Raw genomic sequence first — 12,348 nt, 5'->3', positions numbered from 1 at the left:
AGATGATCGGCGTGGCGTTGCTTTCCGCGACGGCGATCACCTGCACGCCGACGCGGGTGTGGGACGGGGACGGGCCGATCTGGTGCGCGGAAGGGCCTCGCATCCGGCTGGCGGGGATCGCGGCGCGCGAGATCGACGGCCGCTGCCGGCGACGGCAGCCTTGCCCCAAGGCGAGCGGCATCGAGGCGCGCGATCGGCTGGTAGCGATGCTGGGCGGGGGCAGGGGGCGAACGGCCGACGGTCACGTCCTGGTGGCCGGGCCGCGGCTGCGGTGTCGGCCGGCGGGGCCGATGAGCTATCGACGGGTCGTCGCTTGGTGCCAGGCGCCGACCGGTGACCTTTCTTGCGCCCAGCTGCGCGCCGGCGTGGCGCTGCGGTGGCGATCCTATCACGGCCTAGAGGTTTGTAGGCGATGAGCGACAAGTCGATGACGGACACCGCGATCTACAGCTTGCTAGATGCGCGAGCGCGGGATCAGCGAGCGATCATCCTTTACGCGTTGTCGATCATGTGTACCGCGCTCGGTGGTCTTATGGTCGCGGTGGCTACGAAAAACGACGGCGCGGCCGCCATGGCCGCCGTGATCGCGGCGACGATGGGATACCTTGCATACAATCGCGGAACGCAGATCGCGCGGACCATCGAGCGCGCCGACGAGGTCTGGCTGAGGTTCGACAATCGAGAGCACGTGCCGCCGATCGACGTCGACCTACCGAAGCCGGTGACTCGTATCATCGAGCTGCGACACAGCAGGGTGTTTCTGCAGCGGGAGCAGAAGCTGTTGGCTGGCCGACAGCAAACGCCCTTGGGTATGTCGCGGCAAAGCTCGGACAATCCCCCATGATGGCTGCGGGTAGGCGGCGGGTATGGTCGTCTCGACGGCGCGAAAAGCCTGAGGCAATTCACGCGTTTGGTGATGCGGCGGCGGAGGGTACCTCCGCCGCCCTGCAAGGATCGGCGGAAGGTGCCCGGGTTGAATATACGTGACGCTCGACTAGGCTTCGGCCTGACTGGATGCGTAATCTTCCGTTGAGGTCGGCGTTGATCCTATTCGGACGCTGCAGGCCGAAGACAGGGAATCCCCGCCGCGCGTATGCGAATTGAGGTATCGAAAGATCTTCTCTACTAAGCGATTTAACCGCACTTAGGACAATCAAGATGACGTCAGGGCCGTTACCGGGTTTGCCTGGAGGCAGTGCATACTCACTGCCAGTCGAGCGCAACGTTAAATCTGTCGGCGAGCCGTTGAGTGACGGTGAGATGGGCGTTGTGCTATCATCTCCGTGTGAAATTATCTCCTGGGCTGATCCCTCCAACCCGGGTCAGGTCCAGCCAGTTCAGACACACGGGAAGACTCGTCCGAGCCGTCTCGAGCTATATCAGTCTTTGCTCATTTGGGATAAGATCCATCTACCTGAGGCGCCTAACGACTTCTACGAGCGCGATCCAGAGATACAGCTTCTTATCGGAGAGGGGATCGCACGGCGGTTCGAATCGCCACTTACCAAGTCTATGATGGTTTCACCAATCATGGAATTGGAGCATTTCCATCAGGTCTATTACAATCAGGATGACACGGAGCGTCTGACGGTTGCTCGCGCGACCCTGTTCGATGCGCTGCAAAGGAGTGAGCCAAATAGATGGACGCTGGCTGCAGGCCTGCAATCACCGCGCCTTTCCAACGACCATCTGATCGACGGCAATGGGACCGTCATTGAACTTGCGAAAATTCTGCCCATGCCAGAAGGCACTGTTCCGCTGGATGACATACTTCGATTCCGGGAGGACAGGCGCGACGAATTGCGTGAGCTGCGGATAAACCTGATCCGCCTCTACGACCGCATTACCGAGGGATCAGATTTCCTCAAAGCCGCAGAAATGCAGGACTTTCTATCGAAGGTTGAGGCCTATAAAAGGGTGTTGGGTGAGCGGGGGTTCAAGGCGGTGCTTACCTCGCTGCGAGCGAACATCTCGTCTGCTCTGCAGTCGGCGGGCGAGCAGGCTGTCAGCGGCTGGGCAACAGGCTCCGAAAAACATCAGATCGTAGCCGGTGCGGTGACGAGCTTTGTCACATCGATGGTTGGCGCGGCATTCAGAGGGCAATCGGCCACCCCGGTTCCGTTTCAGGTGCTGACTGAATTCCATCGGGAGCTCCCCTGGATGCCCGAATGATACCTGCGTAGCGACGCTAGCTCTAGCTCCCCATTCACCCTATGTTCGCTCTTCCGGGGGGAATATGGCAGCGTGGAGCATCGGGTCGTCGTCCCTGCGCCGCGGCGCAGGGATCAGGCGCTGGCGTTCATCATGGAGAGGCTGGTGCGCGATCGGCGCAGTCCCAGCCTGCTCGAGATCTCGTGCGAGCTGAAGGTTAGTGTCACCCGGGTAAAGGTGCTGCTCGCCCAGCTCGAGAAGGCCGGGATCATCGAGCGGCGGCGCGGGGTGCAGCGCGGGATTGTCGTCCGTGACGTGACGCGCAGCCGTGAGCTGCTCGGCGAGATCCTCGACCACCTCGGCTGGGGCGTGAACGGGGCGCCGCCGCACGCGCCCGAGCCGTTCCCGGATGAACACCTGCCGCGGCTTCGCGCGCTCAAGTATTTGCCCTCGGCCAACGAGCCGGGGGACCATGGACAAGATCGATAGCGTCGAACGCGAGCGGCAACGCTTCCACCACCTGGTGCTCGAGCAGCCTCGGCCGAAGCCCTCGGCGTGCACCCGGCCCAGGGGCATCTCGAAGAGCGAATGGAAGGCGCGCCGGCACGAGCTGCAGCTCGCCTCGACGCGGCTGCTGCCCGGCATCGAGGAGCAGGTGCAGCTGCGCGAGGAATGGGGCGGCGGGCGCGGGACGGCGCAGACCGTGTACCACGCCGATCGCGCCCGCAAGCGCGCGGGCTCGCTCGCCCGGCTCCACGCCAGCGGCACCGTCACGTCGGAGCAGCTGATCGCCGCGCTCGACATCGCCGAGACCTATGAGGCGATCTGCAACCACGTGGGGATCAAGTCGTCGTTCGCGTTCGATCGCGTCGACTGCAGCTTTCGTCCCGAGCTGGCGGGTGACGTGCTCAGCGCAGGCGCGATCCGCGAGCTGCGCTACGACGAGTGGCGGCGATCGGTGGAGCGGTTCGCGCTGGTGGTCGACATCATCGTCGCCGACGTCGGGCTGACGATCGCGGCGCGCAGCCACCGGGTCAGCGATCGGCGGGCGCGAGTGCTGCTGGTCGATGCGCTCGAGCTGTGGATCCTGCTGCGTGGCCGGCCGAGGCCGCGACCCGTGTAATTGCGGGAACGTTCCCGCAAGGGCACGTCGAAAAACGGTCAGCCAAACGGCAAATCGACCCCGCGACACCTGCGTCTGAAGCCCGCCGCCCCACCCCCTGGGCGAGCGGGCTTCGGTGTTTTTCGGAGCAGCCGCATGACCCAGGCTTCCTCAGTCGCCGCTGATCTGCGCGCCTTATCGGACGAGATCGAGGGCATCGAGGGCGAGCTGGGTCGAGGCGCTCAACGCGAACACGGCGACATCGCCGAACGGGCTGATCGGCTGGCCGACAGGCTTCGCCAGGCCGTGCGCGGGCGGGTGTCGCGCCCCCCTTCACGCCCGCCGCTCTGGATCAGCGCGGACGGGCTTTGCGCAGCGTGGTGACTGAATGATCGACCTCAACGACCTCGAAGCGGCCGTCAGCGAGGCGGCCGGCGACCGGATGGTCGTCGAGCGCGACCAGATGGCGGCGATCGTCGCCACGATGCGCGCCCAGGAAGCGACGATCGCGTCGCTTCGCCTTGCCGGAAAGGCCTCGGCATGAAGCTGCGCGTCAACGCCGCGGTGGAAGCCGCGGTGCCGGTCCTGGAGCGGATCGCGGTGCTCGATCGCGACGTCGCCCGGATCGAGGAGAACCGGGCCGAGGCGATCGCGCAGATCAACGCCACGGCCGATGCGCTGCTGGTGGATCCGCTTGCCGAGCGAGCGGCGCTGGTGACGGTGGTCGAGCCCTGGTGGGCGCGCAACAAGGGCGAGGTGCTGACGGGCAAGCGCAAGTCGGCGCTACTCGGCGGGTGCGACATCGGGACCAAGGTGGCTGCGCGTCGGCTGGCATTGCCTGGTGACGTGGCCGACGATGGGCTGGCCAAGCTGCAGGCGGCTGGTGCGTGGGCGAAGCCCTACATCCGGGTGACCTATGCCGTCGACAAGGCGGCGGTGCGAGGCGGGCTCGACCACAAGACGCATGGCGACAGGCTGCGGGTGATGGGCTTCGACCTGGCGAGTGGGGCTGACGTCTTCTTCGTGGGCCGGGCCAAGCAGGACGGCACGATCGCCGGCTGATGGCCTGGCAGCCGCCCGCGCTGGGCGGGCTCAAGCCGTCGCGTGCGAAGTGGGCGCCGGCGATCAGTGCGCCCGACCGCCGCAAGCGCGGCCGGGCCGGGCAGCGCGAGCGAGCCCAGGTGGTGGCCGAGGAGCCTCTCTGCAGGACCTGCCTGGCGCGAGGAATCGAGACCTCGACCGAGGAGGTCGACCACATCGTCCCGCTGGCCGAGGGCGGCAGCGACACCCGATCGAACAAGCAGGGCCTGTGCGGCCCCTGCCACCGAGCGAAGACGCGACGCGAGGATGCCGAGCGCCGGCGCGGTGGCAAGCCCGACGCGGCCTGATCGGCGCCGATCGGGGCCGGCGGGGAGGGGGAGGGTCCATCCCTGGCGCGGCCGACCCCCGGACACCGCTGCTGAACCAAATTTTCGTGCGGGCTTATTCAAACCTAAAATGTGCGCCCGGGAGACATGGCCATGGCGAGCGGTGGAGCCCGGCCAGGCGCGGGGCCCAAGAGGCGGGATCCGGCGCTGGGGCTGACGGCTGCGGCGCGCAAGGAGATCGCGGTCGCCGGGCATCCGAGCGCGATGATGGTCGCGCCGATCCACCTGTCCGATTACGCGCAGCTGATGTTTCGCGAGATCGCCGATCTGCTGGCGGCGCAGGGGCGGGCCGATCCGGCGTTCACCCAGATCACGGCGCTGCTGGCGCAGCGCTTCGAGCAGATCCAGCGCTGGCAGGCGGTCCTGGAAATCACCGGCGACACCTGCACCAGCACGACGGTGAAGCGCGTCGACGGTGAGAAGGTGGTGACCGAGATGATCCGGGCGCGGCCCGAGGTCGCGATGCTGTCGGAGGCGATGCGCCACGCACAGTCGCTGCTGGGCGACTTGATGCTGTCGCCGTCGGCCGCGCTGAAGCTCGCGAGCGGCAAGAAGGAGCCGGTGAACGAGTTCGGCGACTTCTAGCCGTGTCGACCCTTCCCGGCTTGCCGGCGCGGGACTATCCCGCGATCGCGCGCCAGTACGCCGCCGACGTCGTCAGCGGGAAGATCCTCGCCGGCAAGCAGATCCGGCTGCAGTGCAAGCGCTTCCTCGCCGAGCTGGTGACGGCGGCCGGCGACGAGTTTCCGTACCGTTTCGACGAGGCGCGGGCGAGCAGGCCCTGCCGGTTCATCGAACTGCTGCCGCACACCAAGGGGCCATGGGCACGCCAGAAGAAGAAGCTCGTCCTCCAGCCCTGGCAAATCTGGAACATCTGCGTCGTCTTCGGATGGCTGCACAAGGCAGGGACGCAGCAGGGCACCCGCCGCTTCCGGCGGTGGATGCTCGTCGTGCCGCGCAAGAACGGCAAATCGGCGATCGCTTCGGGCATCGCGCTCTACATGCTGTGCGCCGACGACGAGTTCGGCGCCGAAGTCTATTCGGGTGCGACCAACGAGAAGCAGGCGTGGGAGGTGTTTCGCCCCGCCAGGCTGATGGTCCAACGCCTGCCGGCGCTGCGCGCCAAGTTCGGGATCGAGCTGCTCGCCAAGCAGCTGCACCGTCCCGACGACGGGTCGCGGATGGAAACGATCATCGGCGATCCTGGCGACGGCCAGTCGCCGAGCTGCTCGATCCACGACGAATACCACGAGCACGCCGACGACGCGCAAGTCGACACGATGATCACCGGCATGGGCGCGCGCGACCAGCCGCTGCAGCTGCTGATCACCACCGCCGGCGAGAACTTGGCCGGGCCGTGCTACGCGATGATCCTCGAGCAGCGCGAGCGGCTCGACGGCATCGGTCACAACGGCGGCCCGCCGATCGACGACGATACCTTCTTTGCCGAATATTCGATCGACGAGGATGACGACTGGAAGAGCGAGGCGGCGCTTCGCAAGGCCAATCCCAACATCGGGATCTCGGTCGGCCTCGATTACCTGCTCGCCCGCCAGCGCGACGCGATCAACACGCCGCGCAAGCGCGGCATCTTCAAGACCAAGCATCTCAACCTGTGGGTCGCGGCGAAGGCGGCCTATTTCGACATCGAGGCGTGGCGCCGGTGCGCCGATCCGGCAATCCCGGTGCTGTTCGCCGAGGCGGCGGCGCTCGAGCGCTTCGCTGGTCGTCGCGCGATCCTAAGCCTCGACCTGGCGTCGAAGGTCGACATCGCCGCGCTCGAATATCTGATCCTGCCGCTCGGCGACCGGCCGACCGCCGACGACCCGTTCATCCGGCTGGGCCGCTATTTCCTGCCGAGCAAAGCGGTCGAGGACACCAGCGCCTATCAGGGTTGGGACCAGCAGGGTCTGCTCGACGTCAGCATCGGCAACATCACCGACTTCGAAGAGATCGAGCTGGCGATCGACGAGGCGCGCGACATCTTCGACGTCGAGCAGATTGCCTACGACCCGGCCCAGGCGACGATGCTGATCAACCGCCTGGTGAAGAAGGGCGCGCCCGTCATCGAGGTGCGGCCGATGGTGCTCAACTTCTCCGATCCCATGAAACAGCTCGACGCCTTCACCAAGGCGCAGCTGATCCGTCACGCGGGCTGCCCGGTGATGGAGTGGGAGATGAACAACGTCGTCGCCCAGGCCGATGCCAAGGACAATGTTTATCCGCGCAAGCCCCGCGCGGAAGCGAAGATCGACAACCCGGTCGCGCTGATCGCGGCGCTCGCCGTCGCGCTGGCCAAGGAGGAAGAAGAGATGCCGACTTCCCCCTGGGACGATCCCGACTTCGACATGGTCCAGGCCGCATGAGGCTGTGGCCCTTCGGCGGCGAGCGCGAGCAGCGTTCGATGGAGCGGCCGGGCGAGATCGCCAGCGCCGCCTCGTGGGACGAGTGGGCGTCGTTTCTGGGCGTCGCCGGCGGCGGTCGCGTCGATCTTCCCCGCGTCACGGTCGAGACGGCGCTCGAGGTACCGGCGGTCTTCGACGCCGTGAACTTCCTGTCGCGAATGATGGCGACGCTGCCGCTGCACGCTTACCGCAGCGCGGCCGGCGAGGCCAAGCGCGTCGACGGCGAGCTGCAGATGCTGCTCAACGAGGCGCCCAACGACGAATGGACCAGCGCCGACTGGCGCCGGTACATGTGGCAGGGGGTTTTCACGGGCGGACGCGGCGTCAGCTGGATCGAGCGCCGCGGCGTTCGCCCGGTGGCGATCTGGCCGATGGACCCGAACCAGACGACCGTCGGGCGACGCGGCGGTCGCCGTTACTACCGGATCGGCGCGAACGAATATCCGGCCGCCGACGTCATCGACGTCACCTTTGCGCTGCGTCCCGATCAGCTGGCGGCGTACGGCCCGATTCACGTCGGCCGGAAGTCGATCGGCCTCGCGATCGCGATGAACGATTTCGCGGCGGGCTTCTTCGCCGGTGGCGGCATCCCGCCGATGGCGCTGGAAGGGCCGCTGCCGCAAGGTCCCGACGCGTTCAAGCGCGCGACCGAGCAGATCCAACGCGCGATCGAGCTGGCGCGCAAGGCGGGTCGCGCGTTCTTCGGAATGCCTCCCGGCCATTCGCTCAAGCCCGTCGGGATCGATCCCGACAAGGGCCAGATGACCGAGGCGCGGCTGTTCCAGATCCAGGAGATCGCTCGGCTCTATGGCTTGCCGCCGGTGTTCCTCCAGGACCTGTCGAAGGGCACCTTTTCCAACACCGAGCAGCAGGACCTGCAGCTGGTGAAGCACCTGGTCGTCCACTGGGCGGTGATCTTCGAGCAGCAGCTCAACCTGAAGCTGTTCGGCCAGCGCCGGCGCGCGCGCGAGATCAAGCACAACCTCGAGGGCCTGCAGCGCGGCGACTTCAAGAGCCGGGTCGAGGGCATCGCGCGCCAGATCCAGACCGCGCAGATCACGCCCAACGAGGCGCGGGCGCTCGAGGATCGGCCGCCGCTGCCCGACGGCGACACGCTCTACATCCAGGGCGCCACGGTACCCCTGGGCAGCCAGCCGGTGGAGCCCGCGCCGGTGGAACCTGCCACCGAAGACACGAAGGACCTGGCTGATGCCGAAACCCAAGCAGCCTGACGGCCGCGAGCGTCGCGTCCTCGATCGGCCGCTCGAGGTGCGCGAACTGGCGACGGGCGCCAATGGCCGCACCGTGCGGGGCTACGCCGCGGTCTTCGACACCCAGACCGACATCGGCGGCTGCTGGGTCGAGACGATCGCGCCGGGCGCCTTTACCGCGACGCTGCGTTCGGCCGACGTGCTGGCGCTCTACAGCCACCAGACCGATCGCGTGCTCGGCCGCACCGGCGCCGGCACGATGCGGCTGGCGGAGGACGAGCGCGGCCTGGCGGTCGAGATCGACCTGCCCGACACGACCGACGGGCGCGACCTGGCGGTGTTGATCGCGCGCGGCGACGTGAAGGGCATGTCGTTCGGCTTCATCGCGCGCCGGCAGGTGTGGGACGAGACGGTCGAGCCGGTTCGCCGCACGCTCGAGGAGGTCGAGCTGCTTGAGGTCACCATCACCGCCTTTCCGCAATATCCCGAGACCGAGATCGGGCTGCGGTCGCTCGAGCACGCGCGCGCCGAGCGCCGCGAGCACGACCGCGCCGGCGGCTCGGCGCGGCTGGCGCGCAAGGCGGCGACCGATCACGCGGCGCGCCGCCTCTACTGATCACCGGGCCACGCCCGAGGCGTGCGTCGGCGCTTTTCCCGACGCGGACACTGAGGAACACCCCGACATGCTGACCCAGCTGCACGAGCAGCGCGGGCGCCTGGTGACGCAGGCCCGCGAGGCGCTCGACGAGATCAACAAGAACACCGATGACGCCCGCGCCGCGGAACTCGAAACGCGCCACGACACGATCATGGGCGAACTCGACGCGCTCGACGGCAAGATCACCCGCGAGGAGCGGATGGCGACCGCCGAGCGCAAGGACGAGGAGCGCCGCGAGCGCCAGCGCCCGCGCGGCGACGACGCCGAGCACCGCGGCAGCGACGGCGACGGCGACGACGACCGCGACGTCGGCGGCGAGCGCGCCCAAGCCGAATATCGCGGCGCCTTCCTGGCGATGCTGGCCGAGGGCGGCGACGTGTCCGCGCTCGCGCCCGAGCAGCGCACGCTGCTGCGCCGCGGCTTCGTCGAGAACCGTACCCAGGTGGCGGGCACGCCGGCGGCGGGCGGCTACACCGTGCCGCGGACGCTGGCGGGCAAGATCATCGAGGTGATGAAGGACTGGGGTCCAATGTACGACCCCGGCATCACCGACGAGATGACGACCAGCGGCGGCAATCCCTACGATCTGCCGACCAACGACGACACCGCCAACACCTCGGCGCCGCTCAACGAGGGCGCGGACCTGGTCGACGACAATTCGGGCGATCTGACGTTCGGCCAGCTGACGATCGGCGCGTACGTCTTCGCGACGCCGTGGCTGAAGGTCAGCTTCGAGCTGCTCCAGGATTCGGCGTTCAACGTCGAGGAGTTCATCGCGCGCAAGCTCGGCGAGCGCCTCGGCCGCGGTGCCAACGCCAAGCTGACCGTCGGTACCGGCGCGGGCCAGCCGCAGGGCATCGTCGTCGCCGCACCGGTCGGCATCACCGCCGCCTCGGCGACTGCGATCGCCAGCGACGAGCTGATCGGCCTGCAGCACTCGGTCAACCAGGCGTATCGCCGCAGCCCCAAGTGCCGGTGGATGTTCGCCGACACCTCGCTCGCCGCGCTGCGCAAGCTGAAGGACGGCCAGGGCAACTACCTCTGGCAGCTCGGCGACATCCGCGCCAACGCGCCCGACGTCATTCTCGGCAAGCCCTATTCGGTCAACGACGACACGCCGGGGATCGCGACGGGCAACAAGTCGGTCCTGTTCGGTGACTTCAGCCGCTACACCGTCCGCAAGGTCGGCTCGCCGCTGATCGGCACCGTGCGCGAGCGCTTCTGGCCCAAGATCGGGATGGCCGGCCTGATCCGCTACGACGGCCGCCTGCTCGACGGCGCCGCGATCAAGGCGCTGAAGCAGGCCTGATCGACCCGGAGGCGGGCCGCCGGGCCCGCCTCCTCCGCCAGCACCAGCCGTGGCTGGCGCTTGCTGAGGAGATCACCCCATGAAGATCCGGATGCTGGTCGGGCAGGAAGGCCCGGCCACCTCGCGCGTGCGCGGCCAGCTGCTCGAGGTCGGCGTCGACGTCGATGCCGCGGAAGCCGAGCGGTTGGTCGAGGCGACGTTTGCCGAGGCGGTCGACGAGCAGCCGGCACCGCCGGCGCCGAAGGTCGTCAAGCCCAAGCCCGCGCGGCCCGCTGCCTGAGATGCTGACGGCCGCGACCACGATCGTGCCGCCCGCGGCGGAGCCGATCACCGCCGAGCGGCTGCGCAACTTCCTGCGGCTCGACACCAACGCGCTCGATTACGAGCTGGAGCTGATCGCCGCCGCCTCGCGCGAGGACGTCGAGGCGACGACCGGGCTTCGCCTGATCACGCAGACGGTGCGGATCCAGGCCGACGACTTCACCGACCTCGAGCGGCTCGACGTCGCCCCGGTCCAGTCGATCGCGGCGCTGACGTTCCGCAACGCCTCCGGGGTCGACCAGGACATTGCGAGCCTGGTCGAGCTGACCGGCGCCGGGCTATCGCGCGGGATCGCCACGCGATCGGCGGGCTGGCCGCCGAGTGCGTCGCGGATCGCGGTCAACCTCGTCGTCGGCTTCGGCGCGAGCGCGGCCGACGTGCCGGCCAATTTGCGCCACGCGATCTTCGCGATCGCCCGCGGCCGGTTCGAAAACAAGCCCGCGGACATCGAGCCGCTGGTCGTCAACTACCGGCTGGTCGCGTGAAGCCGCTCAGCCAGCCCGACCTGCGCCACCAGCTCGTCGCGCTGCGGGCGACCAAGGTGAAGGACGGCAAGGGCGGCTTCACCGAGCAATGGACCGAGATCGCGCGACCCTGGGCCGAAGTGACCGGGCTCGGCGGGCGGGAATCGGTCATGAACAAGGTGCTCGAGGGCGTCACCGTGGTGCGGGTCCGGATGTGGCACCGCGACGACATCGATGCGCCGTGCCGGCTGCGGCACGGCGATCGGCTGTTCGACATTCGCTCGATCGACGATCCGTTCGGCACGCGGCGCGAGCTGCTGATCGTCGCCGACGACCAGGGCACGAAGGCGCCGCGATGACCGAGCCGCTCGAGGGCCTGTCGCAAAGCCTCGGGCTGCTCGGCCGGCTCGACGAGGCGGCGCGCGACGAGCTGGGCGTCGAGCTGGCGATCATCGGGCGCGAGGGGCTTGCCGCGCAGCGGGCGGCGACGCCGAAGGACACCGGCGAACTCGCCGGCGACCTGTCGATCCGGCTGCTGATCGAGCGGCTGAAGATCAGGATCGGCCTCCTCGCCGGCGGGCGCGATGCGTCCCGGTTCAACGGTCGCGCGGTGAAGGCCAGGGCGGGTGGGCCGTTTTACGGCCGCATCGTCTATTTCGGCCGCAAGGCGCAGACGGTGCTCGTCACCCGGCGGATCAAGCAACGGCGCCTGTCGGGCAACAACAAGAACGGCATGCGCCGCTCGACCGTCCTCGCCGGCAAAGCCTACACGATGAAGGTTCGCGTGCGCGCCGGCGTGCCCTTCATCGATGCGCCCGGTGCCGGTTTCGCCGCCAACGCCGAAGGACAGATCGCTGAATATTGGGCGCGGACCTTCGCGCGGGCGGGAGGGCCAGCGTGACCGTCATCGTCGACACGCTGACCGGCGCGCAGGATGCGATCGTCGCGCTGCTCCAGGACCGGCTGCCGCCCGACCAGCGCGAGCTGGTCTACGCGACGATCCCGCAGGACACGCCGGCGCCGTTCTTCCTGATCGGCGACATCGACGTCGAGCGCGTCGACGACGAGGGCCAGCTCGATCGCGCCAGCGTCGACGTCCACGCCATCCACCAGGGCAACCGCCGCGACCTGCTCGCGCGAATGCACCTCGTCCGCGTCGCCGCCCACGGCCAGACCGTTCTCATCGACGGCGCCGCCTACCGCGTCACCTGGCAGTCCTCGGCAGCGAGCACGGCCGCGGCCGACGGCGTGACCTTTGCCGGGCTGATCGCCTTCGACCTCTTCGCCTATCCCTCCTGAA

General features: G+C 68.2%; 19 protein-coding genes. All 19 read left to right on the top strand.

Annotated features, from left to right (window positions below):
• Nucleotides 1-2 precede the first annotated feature (2 nt).
• The 19 genes from GGQ80_RS04025 (at nt 3) to GGQ80_RS03935 (ending at nt 12,347) form a co-directional block, all read left to right on the top strand.
• Nucleotides 3-416 (top strand): thermonuclease family protein, encoded by a 414-nt coding sequence (locus tag GGQ80_RS04025; RefSeq protein WP_183982936.1) that lies wholly within the window; start codon nt 3-5, stop codon nt 414-416.
• A complete protein-coding gene (locus GGQ80_RS04020; protein WP_183982613.1) occupies nt 413-844 on the top strand; it encodes a hypothetical protein in 432 nt (143 codons plus the stop codon). Before GGQ80_RS04025 ends, GGQ80_RS04020 begins: the two co-directional genes overlap by 4 nt.
• A gap of 686 nt (nt 845-1,530) precedes the next feature.
• Complete coding sequence (locus tag GGQ80_RS18885; protein ID WP_183982612.1) at nt 1,531-2,172, top strand: DUF6236 family protein; 642 nt, start codon at nt 1,531-1,533, stop codon at nt 2,170-2,172.
• Between the two features lie 72 nt (nt 2,173-2,244).
• Nucleotides 2,245-2,640 (top strand): LexA family transcriptional regulator, encoded by a 396-nt coding sequence (locus GGQ80_RS04010; RefSeq protein ID WP_183982611.1) that lies wholly within the window; start codon nt 2,245-2,247, stop codon nt 2,638-2,640.
• A complete protein-coding gene (locus tag GGQ80_RS04005) occupies nt 2,624-3,274 on the top strand; it encodes a hypothetical protein (protein ID WP_183982610.1) in 651 nt (216 codons plus the stop codon). The genes GGQ80_RS04010 and GGQ80_RS04005 overlap by 17 nt, the downstream gene beginning before the upstream one ends.
• Before the next feature lie 135 nt (nt 3,275-3,409).
• Nucleotides 3,410-3,637, top strand: coding sequence for a hypothetical protein (locus GGQ80_RS04000; RefSeq protein WP_183982609.1), 228 nt, complete (start codon nt 3,410-3,412; stop codon nt 3,635-3,637).
• 4 nt (nt 3,638-3,641) lie between these two features.
• A complete protein-coding gene (locus GGQ80_RS03995) occupies nt 3,642-3,797 on the top strand; it encodes a hypothetical protein (protein WP_183982608.1) in 156 nt (51 codons plus the stop codon).
• The gene (locus GGQ80_RS03990) at nt 3,794-4,315 is read left to right on the top strand and encodes a host-nuclease inhibitor Gam family protein (RefSeq protein ID WP_183982607.1); all 522 of its coding nucleotides are present in this window, start codon (nt 3,794-3,796) and stop codon (nt 4,313-4,315) included. Before GGQ80_RS03995 ends, GGQ80_RS03990 begins: the two co-directional genes overlap by 4 nt.
• On the top strand, nt 4,315-4,641 hold the full coding sequence (locus GGQ80_RS03985; protein WP_183982606.1) for an HNH endonuclease: 327 nt from the start codon (nt 4,315-4,317) through the stop codon (nt 4,639-4,641). Before GGQ80_RS03990 ends, GGQ80_RS03985 begins: the two co-directional genes overlap by 1 nt.
• A 132-nt stretch (nt 4,642-4,773) precedes the next feature.
• Nucleotides 4,774-5,265 (top strand): P27 family phage terminase small subunit, encoded by a 492-nt coding sequence (locus tag GGQ80_RS03980; RefSeq protein ID WP_183982605.1) that lies wholly within the window; start codon nt 4,774-4,776, stop codon nt 5,263-5,265.
• A 2-nt stretch (nt 5,266-5,267) separates the two neighbouring features.
• Nucleotides 5,268-7,046, top strand: coding sequence for a terminase large subunit (locus GGQ80_RS03975; protein ID WP_343050817.1), 1,779 nt, complete (start codon nt 5,268-5,270; stop codon nt 7,044-7,046).
• Nucleotides 7,043-8,317 (top strand): phage portal protein, encoded by a 1,275-nt coding sequence (locus tag GGQ80_RS03970; protein ID WP_183982604.1) that lies wholly within the window; start codon nt 7,043-7,045, stop codon nt 8,315-8,317. The genes GGQ80_RS03975 and GGQ80_RS03970 overlap by 4 nt, the downstream gene beginning before the upstream one ends.
• The gene (locus GGQ80_RS03965; protein WP_183982603.1) at nt 8,295-8,912 is read left to right on the top strand and encodes an HK97 family phage prohead protease; all 618 of its coding nucleotides are present in this window, start codon (nt 8,295-8,297) and stop codon (nt 8,910-8,912) included. Before GGQ80_RS03970 ends, GGQ80_RS03965 begins: the two co-directional genes overlap by 23 nt.
• Before the next feature lie 67 nt (nt 8,913-8,979).
• A complete protein-coding gene (locus GGQ80_RS03960) occupies nt 8,980-10,263 on the top strand; it encodes a phage major capsid protein (protein WP_183982602.1) in 1,284 nt (427 codons plus the stop codon).
• Between the two features lie 79 nt (nt 10,264-10,342).
• Nucleotides 10,343-10,543, top strand: coding sequence for a hypothetical protein (locus tag GGQ80_RS03955; RefSeq protein WP_183982601.1), 201 nt, complete (start codon nt 10,343-10,345; stop codon nt 10,541-10,543).
• Between the two features lies 1 nt (nt 10,544).
• Nucleotides 10,545-11,069 carry a head-tail connector protein gene (locus tag GGQ80_RS03950; RefSeq protein ID WP_183982600.1) on the top strand — a complete coding sequence of 175 codons (525 nt, stop codon included), beginning with the start codon at nt 10,545-10,547 and terminating at the stop codon, nt 11,067-11,069.
• Entirely contained in the window at nt 11,066-11,407 is a 342-nt protein-coding gene (locus tag GGQ80_RS03945) for a phage head closure protein (RefSeq protein WP_183982599.1), read from the top strand. The genes GGQ80_RS03950 and GGQ80_RS03945 overlap by 4 nt, the downstream gene beginning before the upstream one ends.
• Nucleotides 11,404-11,949: a hypothetical protein gene (locus tag GGQ80_RS03940; protein WP_183982598.1), complete on the top strand. Its 546-nt coding sequence runs from the start codon at nt 11,404-11,406 to the stop codon at nt 11,947-11,949. Before GGQ80_RS03945 ends, GGQ80_RS03940 begins: the two co-directional genes overlap by 4 nt.
• Complete coding sequence (locus tag GGQ80_RS03935; protein WP_183982597.1) at nt 11,946-12,347, top strand: hypothetical protein; 402 nt, start codon at nt 11,946-11,948, stop codon at nt 12,345-12,347. Before GGQ80_RS03940 ends, GGQ80_RS03935 begins: the two co-directional genes overlap by 4 nt.
• The last annotated feature ends 1 nt before the right edge of the window (nt 12,348 follow it).

Origin of the sequence: Sphingomonas jinjuensis (assembly GCF_014197105.1) — a bacterium.
In the GTDB taxonomy this organism is placed as follows: domain Bacteria; phylum Pseudomonadota; class Alphaproteobacteria; order Sphingomonadales; family Sphingomonadaceae; genus Sphingomonas; species Sphingomonas jinjuensis.
The sequence above is the reverse complement of the archived record's forward strand: the minus strand, read 5'-3'. Positions and strand labels throughout refer to the sequence as shown.

Excerpts from the sequence above, each read along its gene's own strand:
- GGQ80_RS04025 (WP_183982936.1), top strand. The coding sequence starts at position 3 with ATGATCGGCGTGGCGTTGCTTTCCGCGACGGCGATCACCTGCACGCCG.
- GGQ80_RS04020 (WP_183982613.1), top strand. The coding sequence starts at position 413 with ATGAGCGACAAGTCGATGACGGACACCGCGATCTACAGCTTGCTAGAT.
- GGQ80_RS18885 (WP_183982612.1), top strand. The coding sequence starts at position 1,531 with ATGGAATTGGAGCATTTCCATCAGGTCTATTACAATCAGGATGACACG.
- GGQ80_RS04005 (WP_183982610.1), top strand. The coding sequence starts at position 2,624 with ATGGACAAGATCGATAGCGTCGAACGCGAGCGGCAACGCTTCCACCAC.
- GGQ80_RS04000 (WP_183982609.1), top strand. The coding sequence starts at position 3,410 with ATGACCCAGGCTTCCTCAGTCGCCGCTGATCTGCGCGCCTTATCGGAC.
- GGQ80_RS03995 (WP_183982608.1), top strand. The coding sequence starts at position 3,642 with ATGATCGACCTCAACGACCTCGAAGCGGCCGTCAGCGAGGCGGCCGGC.
- GGQ80_RS03990 (WP_183982607.1), top strand. The coding sequence starts at position 3,794 with ATGAAGCTGCGCGTCAACGCCGCGGTGGAAGCCGCGGTGCCGGTCCTG.
- GGQ80_RS03985 (WP_183982606.1), top strand. The coding sequence starts at position 4,315 with ATGGCCTGGCAGCCGCCCGCGCTGGGCGGGCTCAAGCCGTCGCGTGCG.
- GGQ80_RS03980 (WP_183982605.1), top strand. The coding sequence starts at position 4,774 with ATGGCGAGCGGTGGAGCCCGGCCAGGCGCGGGGCCCAAGAGGCGGGAT.
- GGQ80_RS03970 (WP_183982604.1), top strand. The coding sequence starts at position 7,043 with ATGAGGCTGTGGCCCTTCGGCGGCGAGCGCGAGCAGCGTTCGATGGAG.
- GGQ80_RS03965 (WP_183982603.1), top strand. The coding sequence starts at position 8,295 with ATGCCGAAACCCAAGCAGCCTGACGGCCGCGAGCGTCGCGTCCTCGAT.
- GGQ80_RS03960 (WP_183982602.1), top strand. The coding sequence starts at position 8,980 with ATGCTGACCCAGCTGCACGAGCAGCGCGGGCGCCTGGTGACGCAGGCC.
- GGQ80_RS03955 (WP_183982601.1), top strand. The coding sequence starts at position 10,343 with ATGAAGATCCGGATGCTGGTCGGGCAGGAAGGCCCGGCCACCTCGCGC.
- GGQ80_RS03950 (WP_183982600.1), top strand. The coding sequence starts at position 10,545 with ATGCTGACGGCCGCGACCACGATCGTGCCGCCCGCGGCGGAGCCGATC.
- GGQ80_RS03940 (WP_183982598.1), top strand. The coding sequence starts at position 11,404 with ATGACCGAGCCGCTCGAGGGCCTGTCGCAAAGCCTCGGGCTGCTCGGC.